Below are 17,230 nucleotides of genomic sequence, written 5' to 3' on the forward strand. Positions count from 1 at the left end.
CGCCGGTCCTGGCCGCCGTCGCCGGCTCCGAGGAGCCCGCCCGCCGGCGCACCACCCTGGTCGCCCTCGCCGTGGTCGCCGCCGCCTCGGCCCCGGCGCTGGTCGCCGGCCTGCTGAGCTGGGCGCCCGCCCCCGGGGAGCCGGCCCGGGCGCTGACCGCGGCTGAGGCCGAGCGGTTGGCCGCGACCCGGGTCACCAACCTCCGCGACGTGCGTGCCGGGGTCCGGGTGACGATCGGGACCGGCGCCGCCCGCACCGACCTGGTCGGCTGGATCGACTGGGCGCGGCCGCTGGCCTACCTCGACGTGGGCGGTCCGGGCGCCGGCGCCGACCGGGGACTGGTGCAGGCGACGCCCTCGGTCGTCGTGCTCCGCCCCGACCCCGCCGCGGTCCCCACGCCGGCGTCCCCTCCGCTGGTACCGCCGACGGACCGTTGGCGACTGCGCGACCTGCCCGCCGGTCGGCCACTCGCCGGGGCGCTCGACGTGCTCTTCAAGCTGAGCGCGGACCGGGCGGAGCCGGCCGACCCGCTGCGCCACGGCGCGGGGCGCTGGGTGGGGCGGGAGACCCTCGCCGGCGAGCCGGTGGACGTCCTCCAGGCCCCGCTGCCCAGGCCCACCGCCGCCGCCGACCCGACCGCCCGTCCACCCGCCCCGCCGGCGGCCGGCGACGGCGCCCCCCGCTGGTGGGTCGACGGCGACTCCCGGCTGCACCGGTGGGAGGGCCGGCTGCCCGGCGGGCAACCGGCCGCCGTCGAGCTGGAACGCAACGACCGGCCCACCATCTGGCCGGTCGACGCGCTGGGCGGCCGCCCCGGGCTGCCCCGCGCGCTCACCGACACCGAGGCCGAGCGGCTGGCCCGGCTGCCCGCCCGGCTGCGGGCTGAGGCCGGTGCCGCGGTCAGCGTCGCCGTCCCGCTCGGCACCGCCGCCAATTTGCGCGGCTCGGGATGGTTGAGCTGGTCCGGCGGGGTGGCGTACCTGTCGGTGGCCGAGCTGGACACCCTCGGCCGGCGCACCCTGCTGCGGCGCGACCGGGACGGCTTCGCCCGCGCGGAGGTGCCGGTCGGGCCGGGCGCCGGCGCCACCGGGGCCGACAACGGCCCGCCGCTGCCACCACCGGCCGGGGCCGGCTGGCGGACCGGCGCCCGCCCGCTGGACGACCTCGACCTGCTCATCGACGCGGCGCTGCGGGCGGACACGGCGCCCGCCCGGCCCGCGGCGGCCGTGCGGCTGCGCACCGACCGGGTCGCCGGCCGGGTGGTGGACGTGGTCGAGCTGCGCGTGCAGGGCCTGCGGCTGCGTTACTGGCTGGACCGCACCGGCCTGCCCCGCCGGCTGGAGCTGCGCACCCGGGCGGGCGCCTGGGCCCAGCTCGACCTCACCCCGGCGCCGGTGCCGGCCGGGATCGTGCCGCCCCGGCCCGGACCGCCCGCCGCGAAGGCGCCGGCGGCGCGGGCCGGCACGGCGGGCCGCCGCTGACCGGTCAGGGCCGCCACCCGGTCTGCGCGGCCCACTCCTCGGCCCGCAGGTGCTCCTCGTCGAACCACGGGTCCTTGGCCGTCGCGTACGCGCCGCTGTCCGGGGCCGAGGCCGCCAACTCCCGCTTCAGCAGCAGGTAGGCGGCCCGCTGGTCCGGGTCGGCGCGCAGGTGGTCCCGCATCAGCAGGGCGTACCGCCAGCCGGGCGAGTCGGCCACCCGCAGGTGCAGACAGGCCGGGCGTCCCGGGTCGGCGCTGCCGTGCAACCGCTTCGCCCACCGTCCGCTGCCGGCCGGGCGGGGGTTGTCCCACCAGTCGCCGGGCAGCCGCGGGAAGCCGGCCCGGGCGAGCCGCTCGGCGAGCGGCCCGTCCGCCGCGTCGAGCGACGACACGGTCACCTGGATGTCGATCACGTCCTTGGCGGCCAGGCCGGGCACGGCGGTCGAGCCAATGTGGTCCACCCGCAGGTCCGCCGGGGCGACGGCGTGCCGGATCCGGGCGGCCAGCCGGGCGTACTGCTGGGGCCAGGACGGGTCCGGCTCGGTCAGCAGGACCCGCTCCGGGCGGGCCACCCGGCCCGCACGGACGTTGTCCTCGTAGGGCAACAACCGGTCCCGCCAGAGGGCGTCCACGGCGGCGTGCAGCTCATCGAGGGTGCCGTCGTTGCTGAGCACCACGTCCGCCACCGCGCGCCGACGGGCGTCGTCGGCCTGCGTGGCGATCCGCCGCTCCGCCTCCGCGCGGGGCATCCCCCGGTCGCGTTCCAGTCGCTCCAGCCGGGTCGCGACGGCCGTCTGCACCACGACCACCAGGTGGTACGTCGGCGCCAGCCCCACCTCGACCAGCAGCGGCACGTCGTTGACCACCACCGCGTCCGAGGGCGCGGCGGCGGCCAGTTCGGCGGTACGCGCCCGCACCCGGGGATGGGTGATCGCCTCCAGCCGCCGGCGGGCCACCTCGTCGCCGAAGACCACCGCGCCCAGCGCCGCCCGGTCCAGCGCGCCGCCGGCGTCGAGCACCCGGTCGCCGAAGGCGGCGACGATCTCCGCCAGCCCCGCGGAGCCCGGGGCGACCACCTCACGGGCGATCCGGTCGGCGTCGATGACCACCGCACCCCGCTCGGCCAGCCGGGCCGACACGGCGCTCTTGCCGGAGCCGATCCCTCCGGTCAGTCCCACCATCAGCACCGGACCAGTCAACCGGATCACCACCCGCACCACAAAACCGCGTGGGCGGGGCGGCGATCTCCGCCGAACAGCCCGGAGACGCGCGAGGGCCCCGCCCCCGACGACCCGGTGGCTACCGGATCGCGGGAACGGGGCCCGTCGTCGCCATTGACGGCTCCAGGTCGCTGCGCGGCGTCAGCCGCGCCGAGCTGGAGTTGTCACAGGGTCACTTGCCGCCGGCGAGCTTCTCCCGCAGAGCGGCGAGCGCCTCGTCGGTGGCCAGGGTGCCGGCCGGCTCCTCGGCCTGACGGCTCGGGGCCGTGGTGGTCGTGGTGGTGGTGCCACCGGTGACGGCCGGAGCCGGGTTGGCAGCGGCCTCGGCGTCGGCCGCGCGAGAGGTCTGCACCTGCTTGGTGTGGGCCTCCCAACGCTGACGCGCCTCGGCGTACTGGTTCTCCCAGGTCTCGCGCTGCTTGTCGTACCCCTCGAGCCACTCGCCCGTCTCCGGGTCGAAGCCCTCCGGGTAGATGTAGTTGCCCTCGGCGTCGTACGTCGCGGCCATGCCGTAGAGGGTCGGGTCGAAGTGCTCCTCGCCCTCGACGAAGCCCTCGTTGGCCTGCTTGAGCGACAGCGAGATGCGGCGGCGCTCCAGGTCGATGTCGATGACCTTGACCATGACCTCGGAGCCGACCTGCACGACCTGCTCCGGGATCTCCACGTGGCGCTCGGCCAGCTCGGAGATGTGGACCAGGCCCTCGATGCCGTCGTCCACCCGGACGAAGGCGCCGAACGGCACCAGCTTGGTGACCTTACCCGGCACGATCTGCTGGATCGCGTGGGTGCGGGCGAACTGCCGCCACGGGTCCTCCTGGGTCGCCTTCAGCGACAGCGAGACCCGCTCGCGGTCCAGGTCGACGTCCAGGACCTCGACCTCGACCTCCTGGCCCACCTCGACGACCTCGGACGGGTGGTCGATGTGCTTCCAGGACAGCTCGGAGACGTGCACCAGGCCGTCCACGCCGCCCAGGTCGACGAACGCGCCGAAGTTGACGATCGAAGAGACGACGCCCTTGCGGACCTGGCCCTTCTGCAGCTTGTTGAGGAACTCGGTGCGCACCTCGGACTGCGTCTGCTCCAGCCAGGCACGGCGGGACAGGACCACGTTGTTGCGGTTCTTGTCCAGCTCGATGATCTTGGCCTCGAGCTCGCGGCCGACGTACGGCTGCAGGTCGCGCACCCGCCGCATCTCGACCAGGGAGGCGGGCAGGAAGCCGCGCAGCCCGATGTCGAGGATGAGGCCACCCTTGACCACCTCGATGACCGAACCGCGGACGACGCCGTCCTCGTCCTTGATCTTCTCGATCGTGCCCCAGGCCCGCTCGTACTGCGCCCGCTTCTTGGAGAGGATCAGACGACCCTCCTTGTCCTCCTTCTGGAGGACAAGGGCCTCGATGTGGTCACCGACCGAGACGACCTCGGCGGGGTCCACGTCGTGCTTGATCGACAACTCCCGAGAGGGAATGACGCCCTCGGTCTTGTAGCCGATGTCGAGCAGGACCTCGTCCCGATCGACCTTGACGACGGTGCCTTCGACAATGTCGCCGTCGTTGAAGTACTTGATGGTCTCGTCGATCGCGGCGAGGAAAGCCTCCTCGGAACCGAGATCGTCGTGGGTGACCCGGGTGGCGCTCGAGGGGGCCTCGATGCTGCTCGTCATGTGGGCGGTTGCTCCGGTCGGATGGGTTGTCACAGCAGGCGTGGTGTCGCAGTGACCATTTCGCGCCAGCGGATCCGCCTCCGGGCACACCGAACGATCGCCAAGTGAAGATCATTAGTGGCTCCGGTGACCGCGCACCTGCTCCCTGCCGAGGCACACGATCCGCGAGCGCATCGTCTAGCCTACCCGCTGCATTACCACAGCGTGCAAGGCCTCCCGTGTCCTCGCGACCTCGTCAGCTGCGAAAGCGGAGATTTCGGTGGAAAAGCGTCTCGACTGTCTCCTGCGTCACAGCCGTCCCACCACGCAGAGAAGGTAGCGCACCGCGGCGACGTCCGCAGACCGCCCTCGCCCTCGTGCCGGTCGCGGCCGTCCCCGCCGGCCGGTCGCCGTCGGCGTCGACCCGGCCAGGGCCTAGCGTGAGCGGGTGGACGACGACAGGGTGACCCGACGGCGGGTCGGCGACGCGGAGACCCGCCGGGCCAACCGGGGCTGGTGGGACACCGACGCCGACGACTACCAGGCCGAGCACGGCGCCTTCCTCGGCGACACGGACTTCGTCTGGTGCCCGGAGGGACTGCGCGAGGCCGACGCCCGGCTCCTCGGTGACGTCGCCGGACGCCGGGTGCTGGAGGTGGGCTGCGGTGCCGCGGCCTGCGCCCGCTGGTTGGCCACCCAGGGCGCCCGGCCGGTCGCCTTCGACCTCTCCGCCGGCATGTTGCGGCACGCCGCGCAGGCGGCCGACCGCACCGGGGTACGGGTCCCGCTGGTGCAGGCCGACGCGCTGGCGCTGCCCTTCGCCGACGGGGCGTTCGACATCGCCTGCACCGCCTTCGGCGCGATCCCCTTCGTCGACGACTCGGCCGCGCTGATGGCCGAGGTGCACCGGGTGCTGCGTCCGGGCGGCCGGTGGGTGTTCTCGGTGACCCACCCGATGCGGTGGATCTTCCTGGACGACCCGGGCGAGGGGGGCCTGACCGCCGTGCACTCGTACTTCGACCGCTCCCCCTACGTCGAGCAGGACGACTCGGGTGTGGCCACCTACGTCGAGCAGCACCGCACCCTCGGCGATCGGATCCGCGAGCTGGTCGGCGCCGGGTTCCGGCTGCGGGATCTGGTGGAGCCGGAGTGGCCGGCGGGGCACGAGGGGATCTGGGGGCAGTGGAGCCCGCTGCGCGGGCGACTCTTCCCCGGCACCGCCATCTTCGTCACCGACAAGCCCACCGGCTGACCACGTCGCACGCCCGGGGGCGTCGTTTCGGGGCATCGACGGCGGGTACCCGCCCGGCATGGCCGAGCAGAGGGAATTCCGCGAGGGTGACCACGTCTCCTGGGCCAGTCACAGCGGCCGGGCGTACGGCGTGGTCAAGGAGAAGCTGATCGACCGGACGCACGTACGCGGGCACGCCGTCAACGCGACGGAGGACGATCCGCAGTACCGGATCCGCAACGACGACTCGGGCCGCGACGTGGCCCACCGACCGGAGGCGTTGCGTCATGAGCAGAGGTGACGACGGCCGGGACACGTACCAGGAGTTCACCGAGGCGGTGAACATGAGGCCCGGCGAGATCTCCTCCTGGCTGGAGACCGACGAGTCGAAGCAGGTCGGCTGGCACAAGGGCGGCCGCTCCGGAGGCGGCGAGTCGGTGGGGCACGAATCCGGCCGGAGGATCATCGACCTGTTACGGCGCAAGCGCGGCGACCTGTCCGAGGGCGACTACAAGCACATGCGCAAGGTGGTCGGCTACGTCCGCCGGCACATGGCCCAGCGCCCCTCCGGCGACGTGCGCGACACCAAGTGGCGCTGGTCCCTGATGAACTGGGGCCACGACCCCCTCAAGGGCCCGCTGCCGCCCCCGGGCGGCCCGTCCCGACGGGCCCTCGAGCGGCACGGCACCCCGCCGAAGGAGCGCCGGGGACCCGGACGCTGACCCACGCCCTTGCGCCGGACCCGGCGACCGGAGCGGATTTCCCGAGGCCGCGAGGCGCTGCCTCGCGGCCGGCCGGACCCGCCCGGCCGAGGCCCGGTCAGTGGTCGGCGCTGTTCCAGTCCCGCCCCTCGCCGACCGACACCTCCAGCGGCACCGACAGCGGGTACGCCGCACCCATCTCCCGGCGCACCAGCGCCTCCAGGGTCTCCCGCTCGCCGGGAGCCACCTCGAAGACCAGCTCGTCGTGCACCTGGAGCAGCATCCGGGAGCGCAGGCCGGCGTCGCGCAGCGCGGTGTCGACGTGCAGCATGGCGACCTTGATGATGTCGGCCGCGGAGCCCTGGATCGGGGCGTTGAGCGCCATCCGCTCGGCGATCTCCCGGCGCTGCCGGTTGTCGCTGACCAGGTCGGGCAGGTATCGCCGACGACCCAGGATGGTGGAGGTGTAGCCGTCCTGCCGGGCCCGGGCGACCACCTCGTGCAGGTAGTCGCGGATCCCGCCGAAGCCGGCGAAGTAGTTCTCCATCAGCCCGCGCGACTCCTCGGCGCTGATCCCGAGCTGCTGGGAGAGGCCGAACGCGCTCAGCCCGTACGCCAGGCCGTAGTTCATCGCCTTGATCTTGCGGCGCTGGTCGGGGGTGACCTCACCGACCGCCACTCCGAAGACCGACGAGGCGGTGGCGGCGTGGAAGTCGCGGCCGGAGTTGAACGCCTCGATCAGCGCGTCGTCCGACGACAGGTGCGCCATGATCCGCATCTCGATCTGGCTGTAGTCGGCGGTGAGCAGGCACTCGTAGCCCTCCCCCACCACGAAGGCCCGGCGGATCCGCCGCCCCTCCTCGGTGCGGATGGGGATGTTCTGCAGGTTGGGCTCGGTGGACGAGAGCCGACCGGTCGCCGCCACCGTCTGGTTGAAGGTGGTGTGGATCCGGCCGTCGTCGGAGACGGACTTGAGCAGGCCGTCCACGGTCGACTTGAGCTTGGCGACGTCCCGGTGGCGCAGCAGGTGCTCCAGCACCGGGTGCGGGTGCTGCGCGTAGAGCCACTGCAGGGCGTCGGCGTCCGTGGTGTAGCCGGTCTTGATCTTCTTGGTCTTGGGCAGGCCCAGCTCGCCGAAGAGGATCTCCTGCAGTTGCTTGGGCGAGCCGAGGTTGAACTCCCGGCCCACCGCCTCGTACGCGCCCTGCGCCGCGGCCTTCACCTCGGCGGCGAAGTGCGCCTCCAGGTCCGACAGGTACTGCGTGTCGGCGGCGATGCCGATCCGCTCCATGCCGGCGAGCACCCGCATCAGCGGCAGCTCCACCCCGGCCATCAGCCGGTTGGGCTGCTCACCGTCGCGGGACAGCTCCGCGTCGATCGCGTCGGCCAGGTCGAGGGTGGCCCGGGCCTGGAGCATGAGGTTCTGCTCGACGACGCCCTCGTCGCCCAGCCCGTCGAGGGTGAGCTGGCCGGTCTCCGGGGCGTCGACCCGCAGCTCGCGGTGCAGGTAGCGCAGGGCCAGGTCGGTCAGGTCGTAGGAACGCTGGTCGGGGCGGGCCAGGTAGGCGGCGATCTGGGTGTCCCGCGCGATGCCCTCCAGCGACCAGCCGTGCACGGCCAGCGCCAGCACCGCCGGCTTGCTGTCGTGCAGCACCTTGGGACGCTGCGGGTCGGCCAGCCAGCCGGCCAGCGCCGACTCGTCGCCCGGCTCCAGCCCGGCCGGGTCGAACCAGGCCGCCGCGCCGCCGGCGGTGGCGAGCGCCATGCCGGTGACGGAGGCGGTGTGCCGGCGGTTCGGGCCGGTGTCGAGCTTCACCGCCAGCCCCACCGGGGTGCCGGCCGGGGCGTGCGTGGCCAGCCAGCCGGCCAACGCGCCCGGCTCGGTCAGCACCTCGCCGGCCAGGTCGAACCCGGCCTCGGCCTCCGGCTCGACGGCCTCCAGGTACTGGTAGAGGCGGTCGCGCAGGATGCGGAACTGAAGGGTGTCGAAGACCTGGTGCACGGCCTCCCGGTCCCAGCCGGTCCAGCGGGCGTCCTCGGGGCGCAGCGGCAGGTCGAGGTCGGAGACCAGGCAGTTGAGCTCGTAGTTGCGGATCACCCGGGACAGCTGGGCCCGCAGGTTGTCGCCGGCCTTGCCCTTGATCGCGTCGGCGCTGGCGACCACACCGTCGACGCCGCCGTACAGATTGATCCACTTGGCGGCGGTCTTCGGGCCGACGCCGTCGACGCCGGAGAGGTTGTCGCTGTCCTCGCCGACCAGCGCGGCCAGGTCGCGGTAGCGCTCGGGGCCGACGCTGTACTTCGCCTCGACGGCGGCCGGGTCCATCCGGGCCAGGTCGGAGACGCCCTTGCGCGGGTAGAGCAGGGTGACCCGCTCGCCGACGAGCTGGAGGGCGTCCCGGTCGCCGCTGCTGATCAGCACCTCCATGCCCTGGTCGCGGGCCTGGCAGGCGAGGGTGGCGATGACGTCGTCGGCCTCGTAGCCCTCCTTCTCCACCACTGGGACGCGCAGCGCGTCGAGGACCTCCTTGATCAGGCTGACCTGGCCCTTGAAGTCGGTCGGGGTCTCCTTGCGGCCGGCCTTGTACTCGGCGTACTTCTCGGTGCGGAAGGAGCGGCGGGAGACGTCGAAGGCGACGACGATGTGCGTCGGCTGCTCGTCGCGGAGCACGTTGATCAGCATCGAGGTGAAGCCGTAGACCGCGTTGGTCGGCTGCCCGGTCGTGGTGGAGAAGTTCTCCACCGGCAGGGCGTGGAAGGCCCGGTATGCCATCGAGTGTCCGTCGACGAGGAGCAGGCGCGGGGTCGTAGCTGTCACGGCAGCGACTCTAGCCGCAACGCCCGACATCTCCGGGCGGCGGCACCGCGCTCGTAGGAGGTAAACCGACATCCGGGCAGACGCCGGACGGCCGCCCGTCCCCTGGGGGACGGACGGCCGCCGACGCTACGACGCGGCTCAGGCCACGCCGAGGTACGCCTCCTTGACCGCCGGGTCGGTGAGCAGGTCCTGACCGGACCCCTCCTTCACGATCCGACCGGTCTCCAGCACGTACCCCCGGTGCGCCCGGGAGAGCGCCTGCTGGGCGTTCTGCTCCACCAGCAGAACCGTGGTGCCCTGCTGGTTGATCTCCGTGATGATGTCGAAGATCTGCTGGATCACCATCGGCGCCAGACCCATCGACGGCTCGTCGAGCAGCAGCAGCTTCGGCCGGCTCATCAGCGCCCGACCAACCGCGAGCATCTGCTGCTCGCCGCCGGAGAGCGTGCCCCCGGCCTGCTTACGCCGCTCCGCCAGCCGCGGGAACAGGGTCAGCACCCGGTCCAGGTCGGCCGCGACTCCGGCCGAGTCCCTACGGGTGTACGCCCCCATGTCCAGGTTCTCCAGCACCGTCATGCCGGGGAAGATCCCCCGCCCCTCCGGCGACTGGCAGATGCCCCGGACCACTCGCAGGTCGGCCCGGAGCTTGGTGATGTCCTCACCGTTGAACCGGATGGAGCCGGCGGAGACCGGCAGCAGCCCGGAGATGCCCCGCATGGTGGTGGTCTTGCCGGCACCGTTCGCGCCGATCAACGCCACCACCTCGCCCTCGGCGACGTGCAGGCTGACCGAGTGCAGTGCCTCGATCCGCCCGTACGCCAGGGTCAGGTTCTCGATCTCAAGCAGCATCGGCGGGCTCCCCCAGATAGGCCGCGATCACCTTCGGGTTGTCCCGAACCTCCGCCGGTGAACCCTCGGCGATCTTCTTGCCGAACTCCAGCACCACGATCCGGTCGGTGACCCCCATGACCAGGCGCATGTCGTGCTCGATGAGCAGGACGGTGTAGCCCAGGTCGCGGATCCGTCGGATCAGCTGGAGCAGCTCTTCCTTCTCCGCCGGGTTGAAACCGGCCGCCGGCTCGTCGAGGCAGAGCAGCTTCGGCTCGGTGGCCAGCGCACGGGCGATCTCCAGCCGCCGCTGGTCGCCGTACGGCAGGTTGCGGGCCAGTTCGTTGGCCCGGCCCTTGATCCCGACGAACTTCAGCAGCTCGAGCGCCTTGCGCTCGCCGGCCCGCTCCTCCAGCGTGTGCCGGGAGATACCGAAGACCTTCGCGCTGCTGTGCCGCACCTGCTGCCAGGCCCGGACCAGCGTGTTGGTCGAGTCGACCGCCGGCAACTCCTCCGGCTTGGCCTTCTTCCGGTAGAGCCGGAACAGCGCCCCCGGCACGCTCGTGTGGTGCTGCGAGTCGGTGCCGACCATGACGTTCTCCAGCGCCGTCATCTCCGGGAAGAGACGGATGTTCTGGAACGTCCGGGCGATGCCCATCCGGTTGATCTGGTGCGGCTTGCGGCCGGTCACCCGCTCCCCGGCGAACTGGACCGCCCCGGAGGTCGGCCGGTACACGCCGGTCATCACGTTGAAGCAGGTGGTCTTGCCGGCGCCGTTCGGGCCGATCAGACCGAGGATCTCCCCCCGATACAGGCTGAAACTCACGTCGTCCAGCGCCACCACACCGCCGAAGCGCAGCGTGACGTGGTCAACGTCGAGCAGCACCTCACGCTGGCGCGGAATGGGACCGCTCGCTTTGATCTCGTCAAGATCCGGCCGCTCTTCAGACACCGAATCCGGCTTCTCGTCAGACATTGGCCGGCACCTCCTCCGCACGGTCCTTCAGCTCGCGGGCCCGCCGCCGGCTCGGGATCAGCCCCTGCGGACGCAGCAGCATGACCAGCACCAGCGCCAGGCCGAAGACCAGGAAGCGCCACTCGGCGAAGTCCCGGAACCGCTCCGGCAGGTACGCCAACAGGAAGGCGCCGAGCGCGACACCGGCCATGTTGCCAGCACCACCGACCACCACCATCGCCACGAACAGGATGGAGAGCTGCGCGTTGAACTGGTTGGGCTCGATGAAGCCCTGCCGGCTCGCGAAGAGCGCACCGGAGATGCCGCCGAGCGCTGCGCCGATGGCGAACGCCCAGAGCTTGAACTTGAACGGGTAGACACCCATCACCGCGGCCGCGTCCTCGTCCTCCCGGACCGCCAGCCAGGCCCGGCCGACCCGGCTGTTCTCCAGCCGCCGCACGGCGAAGACCAGCACCAGCACCACGGTCAGCGCCAGCCAGTACCAGGGCTTGGCGTCGATCAGGCCGAAGACGTTGTTGTCTGGCGACGGCGCGCCCTGCGGGCCGGGGATCGCCGCCACGCCGTGCGGGCCACCGGACCACTCCACGTTCCGCACCACGATCCGGATGATCTCGCCGAAGCCCAGGGTGACGATGGCCAGGTAGTCGCCGCGCAGCCGCAGCGTCGGCCAGCCGAGCAGCACGCCGGAGATCATCGTCAGCGCGATCGCGATCGGGATGCAGATGGCCCAGGCCACCGCCCACCCCTGCGGCATGTCGAAGCGCTCCTGCAGCGCCTTGACCACCGGCGACTGCACGGATCCGAAGAGCGCCACGCTGTACGCGCCGACCGCGAAGAAGCCGACGTAGCCCAGGTCCAGCAGGCCGGCCAGACCGATCACCACGTTCAGACCGATGGCGATCAGCACATAGACGGCGCACACGAAGAGCACACCGGCCCAGTTGTTGCCGCCCTCGATCGAGTCGGTGCGCAGCCAGGTCAGCCCGGGGACGCCGAGCAGCGGCAGGTAGTAGAGGAACGCCACGAAGGCCGCGAAGGTCAGCCCCCGCTGCCATTTCGGCAGCGCCCGGAACCGGTCGCCGATCCCGCCGGTGACGTGCTTGAGGCCGTCCAGCGGCCGCTTGGTCGTCGTGGTGGTCATGCGCGGGCCCTCCCCAGTGACTCGCCGAGCAGGCCGGTCGGGCGGAACAGCAGGACGACCACCAGCACCACGAACGCTGCCACGTCCTCCCAGTTGGACGACGTCAGGGTGGCCGCGTACACCTCGACGACGCCGAGCAGCAGGCCGCCGAGCAACGCGCCGCGCAGGTTGCCGATGCCGCCGAGCACGGCTGCGGTAAACGCCTTCAGCCCCAGGATGAAGCCGACGTTGAACCGGGTGTTGCCGTAGCGGACCACCCACAGCAGCGCCGCAGCGCCGGCCAGCAGACCGCCGAGTAGGAAGATCAGCGCGATCACCCGGTCCTTGTTCACGCCCATCAGCGCCGCGGTGTCCGGGTTCTGCGCCACCGCCCGCACGCCCCGGCCGTACCGGGTGCGGTTGATGAACACGTCGAGCCCCACCATCATGATCAGCGCCGCGACCACGGTGAGCAGCTGGGTATTCGTCACGTCGGTGCCGCCGATGCTGAAGACTACGTCGCGTTCCAGCACTGTCGGCACGCCCTTGACCAGCCGGCCCTGCCAGAGGCCGAACGCCTCCGACATCACCAGGGACAGGCCGATCGCGGTGATCAGGAAGATCAGCGGCGGCGCGTTCATCCGGCGCAGCCGGCGGTACGCGATTCGTTCCACCGCCACGGCCGTCGCGCCGGACGCCAACGCGGCGGCGATGAGTCCCGCCGCGAGCAGCAGCAGCACCATGCCGAGCGACGGCGCGTCCGTGGCGCCGAGCAGGCTCCACACGCCGAGGACGGTGAAGGTGCCCACCATGAAGACCTCGGAGTGGGCGAAATTGATCAGCTTCAGCACCCCGTAGACCAGCGTGTAGCCGAGCGCGACGAGGGCGTAGATAGAGCCCTTCGCCAGACCGTCCACCGTGTGCTGACCCAGGTGCCCGAAGAGTTCATCGAAGTTCACGAAATCTCCCCATTTTACCGAGTGCGGCCGGGGGCCCGCAGACCCCCGGCCGCACTACGGATTTCGGCTCAGCTGAGGTTGATCTCCTGCTGAGGCGTGATCTGGCCGCCCTTGATCTCGTACGCCCAGATGACGACCTTCGACTTGTCCACGTCGCCGGTCTCGTCGAACTTGATGTACTTCGACACGCCCTGCTTGTCGTAGGCGTTCACCCAGTCCATCAGGTCCTTACGGGTGTTCTTGCCGGCCTTGTAGCCCTCGAGCAGGACGGCCGCGCCATCGTAGCCCTCAGCACCGTAGGAACCCGGCGCCTGGCCGTACTCCTTCTGGTAGTCCGCGGAGAAGGTGCCGCCGGCCTCGGCGGGCGGGAGGCACGGGCAGGTCACGATCGCGCCCTCGGCGGCCGCGCCGGCACCCGCCGGGAACTGCGGGTCGTAGAGACCGTCGAAGCCGAGGAACTTGGCCGTGATGCCGGCCGCGCGGGCCTGCTTGAGCAGCGGCGCGGCCTCGTTGGTGTAACCGCCGTAGGCGATCGCGTCGGCACCTGAGGACTTGATCTTCGAGATGGTGGCGTCGAAGTTGGTCTGGTCGGTCTGGACCTTGTCCTCGCCGGCCACCTGCGCGCCGAGGCCCTTCTTGACCTCCGAGATGATGCCGGCGCCGTACGGCGTGCCGTCATCGATCAGGAAGGCCTTCTGCGGCTTGAGCACATTCTTCAGGTACGCGACGGCCGCCGCGCCCTGGGTGCCGTCGTTGCCGACCACCCGGTGGAGCGCCTTGTTGCCGGTGGCGGTCAGCTCGGTCGCGGTCGCCGACGGGCTCACCATCACCAGGCCCGCGGCCTCGTAGATCGGCATGGTCGCCTTGGTCTCACCGGAGAAGTGGCCGCCGATCACCGAGGTGAAGGACTGGTCCTGCGCGACCTGGTTCGCCACCGGAGTGGCCTGGGTCGCGTCACCGGTGGTGTCGAACTCCTTGAGCTCGACCTTGCAGTTCGGGTTCTTCTCGTTGTGCTGCTTGACGGCCAGCTTCGCGCCGTTCAGCGACGGGATAACCAGACCCGCGTTCGGACCGGTGAAGGCACCGAAGATCGCGATCTTGCCACCGCACTTGCCGTCGCCGCCGGCCTCGCTGCCGCCGCCCGAATCCTGGCAACCCGCGGCCGCGAGCATGGCCGCGGCCAGACCCACGGCGCCGAGCGCCCGTACGTAGTTACGCCTCACGGCTTTCTGACCTCCTCCAGATGCAGATGTCGGATTCCGGACGGCGGCCACTCGTTGCGCCACACTGCCACTGCCCGGGGAGAATCCGCACACCTGCGTTACGGCTCGTGATGGCGGAGCGTACTGGAGCGGTAAATGGCTCCGGAAGGCCTGGGAGAGAGGCTTGCCAAACCGTTACGAACAAGAGCGTCAGTGATCGCTGTTCCGTCACACAGGGGACTCAGCGACCACCCGCCGGCGCCCGGAAGACCCGGCCACCACCAGCGTCATCGACCAAGATCAACAGATGGTCGGCCGTACCCAGCAACGCCACCGCCCGTTCCGCACCGGCGGGCATCGACGACGGCCCGTCCACCGGCTGCCAGGTGTCCCCTTCGTCCCCCGATCGCCAGAGCGAGTGCTTCAGCCCGTCCGTGGTGGCCGCGTACAACTCGCCACCGGCCACCACGAGGCCCCGCACTCCGGGGATGCCGTTCTCCCGGCCGACGCCGAACCCCCCGGCCGCCCGCCAGCTCCCGCGCGCCGGACCGCCCTCCAGCCGCCAGGCACCGAAGGCCCGACCGCGCAACCCCACCGCCACCGGCCGCCCGTCCAGCAGGACCACCCGCTGCAACTCGTCGTACTCCCGACCACCCGGCACCGCGACCCGGCGCCAGCCGACGCCGTCCGTCGACACCCAGGCCAGCGGGTCACGGTCGACCCGGCCAGCCGGCACGACGCCGCCCACCGCCAACCACCCCGAGCCGGTCTCCACCGCGTCGAAGTTCCACGTCTCGCCCCGCGCGTCGGATGCCAGCTCCGGCGCCCCCTCGACGATCGTGAAACGCGTCGAATCCGGCGACAGCCAGACCGCCGCGCCACTGGTCCGGTTACCGGCGATCAACCAGCCGCGTCCGCCCGAGACCACCCGGGCAACGTCCACCGCCCGCGGCCCGCCGTACAGCTCGAACGGTGCGGTCACCTCGTCCAGCGAGCCGTCGGTCAGATGCCGCCAGCTGCTCGTCCGCGGGTTCGCGTGCGCGCCACCGCGCTTCGCGCCCAGCAGCGCGACCCGGCCGGCCCGGCAGGCGACCGAGTAGAGCACGTGTTGCCGGCCGTAGTAGGTCCTGGGCGCCAGCGTCATCGCAGCCCACGTCGACCCGTCCACGCTCGTCCAGGCCGCCGGTCGGGTGGCGCCGACGGCGTCCGCGACGGCACCCACCACGTACCAGCGTCCCCCGCAGGCGGCGGCGTCGCGCAGCATGAGCCGCCCGGGAGCCCCGGGCGGGGCCGGCAGGGCCACCGACTGCCAGGCCGGTCGGACCGGTTGCGGGTTGTCACCGTCGTGCCGGGTGACCCGCTCGCAGCCGGCGAGCAGCACGGCGAGCACGCCGAGCACCGCCACCAGCTGCCGACCACGCATGGATGCGATGCTATCGATCCGCGCGCCGCAGTGGGCCCCGGGGTACGCCTCAGATCGCTGGGCGGGCCACCTCGCCGCCGGCGGTCTCCGCGAGGATCCGCTCGGCGACCTCCTTCATGGTCATCCGGTGGTCCATCGCCGTGCGCTGGATCCACTTGAACGCCTGCGGCTCGGTCATCCCGTACGTGGTCATCAGCGCGCCCTTGGCCCGCTCGACGGTCTTGCGGATCTCCAGCCGGTCGGTGAGGCCGGCGACCTCCGACTCCAGGGCGGCGATCTCCGAGTAGCGCGACAGCGCGATCTCCACCGCCGGCACCAGGTCGCTCTTCTGGAAGGGCTTCACCAGGTACGCCATCGCGCCCGCCGCCCGGGCCCGCTCCACCAGGTCGCGCTGGCTGAACGCGGTCAGGATGATCACCGGGGCGATGCGGGCGCCGGCGATCCGCTCGGCGGCGGCCAGCCCGTCCATGATCGGCATCTTGATGTCGAGGATGACCAGGTCCGGCTTGAGCTCCTCGGCCAGCCGGACGGCGGTCTCGCCGTCACCGGCCTCGCCGACGACCTCGTAGCCCTCCTCGACCAGCATCTCGGCCAGGTCCAGCCGGATGAGCGCCTCGTCCTCGGCGATCAGTACGCGCCTGCGCTCGGCGTCCGTCTGCGTCTCGGCCACGAGCCACTCCCACCAGTCTGTGCTCGACACCCGCCGTGCCGGGTGTCGCCGCCCTTAGCGTAATGGGTAACCTGTGCAGGCCGAGTAACCGAAGGCCCCTGTAGTCCAATGGCAGAGACGATGGATTCAAAATCCATAAAGTGTGGGTTCGAATCCCACCGGGGGCACCGAGACTGTCGTACGGGCGTTCGAAAATGCCGGTATGCACCCACCCGAGTTGCGCGCACGCGCGCGGGAGCTCTACCTCTCCGGCGCAACCGTCGCTGATGCCGCCCGCGGTGTCGGGCTCTCGTATCGCACCGTGTGGCACTGGTGCCGGGACCGGCCGCAGCCGGTCGTCCACGGGACGGCTCTGCGCTGCTTCCGCTGCCAGCCCGGCGTCGACAATCCGACAGATCCTGCCGCCTACAGCTACCTGCTGGGCCTGTACCTCGGTGACGGCCACCTGGTCACCTCGGCTCGAGTGCCGGTGCTGAGGATCTCGTGCAGCAACGCCTGGCCCGACCTGATCAGTGCCTGCGACGCGGCCATGCGATCGGTGCTGGCCACCAAGGTTCAGCACGTCCGGCAGCAGGGTTGTGTCAACGTGCAGAGCTACGGCAAGCACTGGCCGTGCCTGCTGCCCCAGCACGGGCCGGGCAAGAAGCACGAGCGGCCGATCGTCCTGGCCGACTGGCAGCGCGGGATCGTCGAGGGGCAGGCCGGCACCTTTCTCCGCGGCCTCTTCCACTCGACGGCTCCCGCTTCGCCAACCGGGTCACCGTCCGCGGCAAGGGCTACGTCTATCCGCGCTACATGTTCACCAACGAGTCCGCCGACATCATGGGGCTCTGCCAGTGGGCCCTCGACCTGCTCGGCATCGCCTGGAGGATGAACCGCCGCAACTCCCTCTCCGTCGCCCGACGGGAGGCGGTCGCGGCCCTCGACCGGCACGTCGGCCCAAAGTCATGAACCCGAATT

At 71.6% G+C, this 17,230-nt stretch carries 15 protein-coding genes, 1 tRNA gene and 1 pseudogene; 7 read left to right on the forward strand and 10 right to left on the reverse strand.

Features of this window, described 5'->3' with window-relative positions; all coding sequences use genetic code 11:
* Nucleotides 1-1,481: hypothetical protein (locus KBX37_RS22700; protein WP_210777936.1), on the forward strand; the 1,481-nt coding region annotated here is incomplete at its 5' end.
* Nucleotides 1,482-1,485: 4 nt separating this feature from the next.
* Here the strand turns inward: KBX37_RS22700 and coaE are convergent.
* Together coaE and rpsA are read right to left on the reverse strand one after the other, a co-directional pair.
* Complete coding sequence (gene coaE / locus KBX37_RS22705; RefSeq protein WP_210777960.1) at nt 1,486-2,667, reverse strand: dephospho-CoA kinase; 1,182 nt, start codon at nt 2,665-2,667, stop codon at nt 1,486-1,488.
* A gap of 205 nt (nt 2,668-2,872) precedes the next feature.
* Nucleotides 2,873-4,363 carry a 30S ribosomal protein S1 gene (gene rpsA / locus KBX37_RS22710; RefSeq protein WP_088961211.1) on the reverse strand — a complete coding sequence of 497 codons (1,491 nt, stop codon included), beginning with the start codon at nt 4,361-4,363 and terminating at the stop codon, nt 2,873-2,875.
* A gap of 427 nt (nt 4,364-4,790) precedes the next feature.
* On the opposite strand from rpsA, the gene KBX37_RS22715 reads away from it, so the two are divergent.
* From KBX37_RS22715 to KBX37_RS22725, 3 genes are read left to right on the forward strand one after another with little or no spacing between them, the layout of a single operon-like run.
* Nucleotides 4,791-5,594 (forward strand): class I SAM-dependent methyltransferase, encoded by an 804-nt coding sequence (locus KBX37_RS22715; RefSeq protein WP_210777937.1) that lies wholly within the window; start codon nt 4,791-4,793, stop codon nt 5,592-5,594.
* A 58-nt stretch (nt 5,595-5,652) separates the two neighbouring features.
* Nucleotides 5,653-5,874, forward strand: a complete 222-nt coding sequence (locus KBX37_RS22720; protein WP_154943717.1) for a DUF2945 domain-containing protein — start codon at nt 5,653-5,655, stop codon at nt 5,872-5,874.
* Nucleotides 5,861-6,295, forward strand: coding sequence for a DUF3140 domain-containing protein (locus KBX37_RS22725; protein WP_210777938.1), 435 nt, complete (start codon nt 5,861-5,863; stop codon nt 6,293-6,295). Before KBX37_RS22720 ends, KBX37_RS22725 begins: the two co-directional genes overlap by 14 nt.
* Nucleotides 6,296-6,392: 97 nt before the next feature.
* Here the strand turns inward: KBX37_RS22725 and polA are convergent, their stop codons facing one another.
* The 8 genes from polA to KBX37_RS22765 form a co-directional block, all read right to left on the reverse strand.
* Nucleotides 6,393-9,092 (reverse strand): DNA polymerase I, encoded by a 2,700-nt coding sequence (gene polA, locus KBX37_RS22730; protein WP_210777939.1) that lies wholly within the window; start codon nt 9,090-9,092, stop codon nt 6,393-6,395.
* 138 nt (nt 9,093-9,230) lie between these two features.
* Nucleotides 9,231-9,941, reverse strand: coding sequence for an ABC transporter ATP-binding protein (locus tag KBX37_RS22735; protein ID WP_210777940.1), 711 nt, complete (start codon nt 9,939-9,941; stop codon nt 9,231-9,233).
* Nucleotides 9,931-10,896: an ABC transporter ATP-binding protein gene (locus KBX37_RS22740; protein ID WP_210777941.1), complete on the reverse strand. Its 966-nt coding sequence runs from the start codon at nt 10,894-10,896 to the stop codon at nt 9,931-9,933. The genes KBX37_RS22735 and KBX37_RS22740 overlap by 11 nt, the downstream gene beginning before the upstream one ends.
* Complete coding sequence (locus KBX37_RS22745) at nt 10,889-12,037, reverse strand: branched-chain amino acid ABC transporter permease (protein ID WP_210777942.1); 1,149 nt, start codon at nt 12,035-12,037, stop codon at nt 10,889-10,891. The genes KBX37_RS22740 and KBX37_RS22745 overlap by 8 nt, the downstream gene beginning before the upstream one ends.
* On the reverse strand, nt 12,034-12,975 hold the full coding sequence (locus tag KBX37_RS22750) for a branched-chain amino acid ABC transporter permease (RefSeq protein ID WP_210777943.1): 942 nt from the start codon (nt 12,973-12,975) through the stop codon (nt 12,034-12,036). The genes KBX37_RS22745 and KBX37_RS22750 overlap by 4 nt, the downstream gene beginning before the upstream one ends.
* A 68-nt stretch (nt 12,976-13,043) precedes the next feature.
* A complete protein-coding gene (locus KBX37_RS22755; protein ID WP_210777944.1) occupies nt 13,044-14,198 on the reverse strand; it encodes a branched-chain amino acid ABC transporter substrate-binding protein in 1,155 nt (384 codons plus the stop codon).
* 220 nt (nt 14,199-14,418) lie between these two features.
* Nucleotides 14,419-15,600, reverse strand: coding sequence for a hypothetical protein (locus tag KBX37_RS22760; protein WP_210777945.1), 1,182 nt, complete (start codon nt 15,598-15,600; stop codon nt 14,419-14,421).
* Nucleotides 15,601-15,649: 49 nt separating this feature from the next.
* Nucleotides 15,650-16,270 (reverse strand): ANTAR domain-containing response regulator, encoded by a 621-nt coding sequence (locus tag KBX37_RS22765; protein WP_210777946.1) that lies wholly within the window; start codon nt 16,268-16,270, stop codon nt 15,650-15,652.
* Nucleotides 16,271-16,364: 94 nt separating this feature from the next.
* Here KBX37_RS22765 and KBX37_RS22770 point away from each other — a divergent pair.
* The 3 genes and pseudogenes from KBX37_RS22770 (at nt 16,365) to KBX37_RS34720 (ending at nt 17,221) form a co-directional block, all read left to right on the forward strand.
* A tRNA-Leu gene (locus KBX37_RS22770) sits at nt 16,365-16,437 on the forward strand.
* 35 nt (nt 16,438-16,472) lie between these two features.
* A pseudogene (locus tag KBX37_RS34715) lies at nt 16,473-16,541 on the forward strand (hypothetical protein); the annotation flags it as partial.
* Nucleotides 16,542-17,065: 524 nt separating this feature from the next.
* The gene (locus KBX37_RS34720) at nt 17,066-17,221 is read left to right on the forward strand and encodes a hypothetical protein (protein ID WP_247658721.1); all 156 of its coding nucleotides are present in this window, start codon (nt 17,066-17,068) and stop codon (nt 17,219-17,221) included.
* The last annotated feature ends 9 nt before the right edge of the window (nt 17,222-17,230 follow it).

The organism is Micromonospora sp. U56 (genome assembly GCF_018070095.1).
GTDB classification, from domain to species: Bacteria; Actinomycetota; Actinomycetes; order Mycobacteriales; family Micromonosporaceae; genus Micromonospora; species Micromonospora purpureochromogenes.